This window comes from Streptomyces sp. NRRL S-646 (assembly GCF_000720765.1).
Taxonomy (GTDB): Bacteria; Actinomycetota; Actinomycetes; order Streptomycetales; family Streptomycetaceae; genus Streptomyces.
Genome location: NZ_JODC01000119.1, coordinates 1 through 279, shown reverse-complemented (window position 1 = coordinate 279; position 279 = coordinate 1). Strand labels below are relative to the sequence as shown.

Annotated in this window: 1 protein-coding gene; it reads right to left on the bottom strand. The window is 69.2% G+C overall.

From position 1 onward, the window contains the following. Positions 1-279 (bottom strand): acyltransferase domain-containing protein (locus IH68_RS51455; RefSeq protein ID WP_037886778.1); only part of this gene is annotated, 279 nt, incomplete at both ends.

The window sequence follows — 279 nt, the reverse complement described above, 5'->3', positions numbered from 1 at the left end:
TCACCGATGGAGTGACCGGCCAGCACGTCGGGGCGCACACCCCAGGACTCCAGCAGCCGGAACAGCGCCACTTCCAGGGCGAACAGGGCGGGCTGGGCGAACTCGGTCCGGTTCAGGCGCTCCGCGTCCGCACCGAAGACAACCTCCCGCAGGCCGAACGGCAGTTCCGCATCCACCGCGTCGAAGGCTTCCGCGAAGACCGGATACGCCTCATACAACTCCCGCCCCATACCCAGCCGTTGAGACCCCTGCCCCGCGAACAGGAACGCCGTCCGCCCC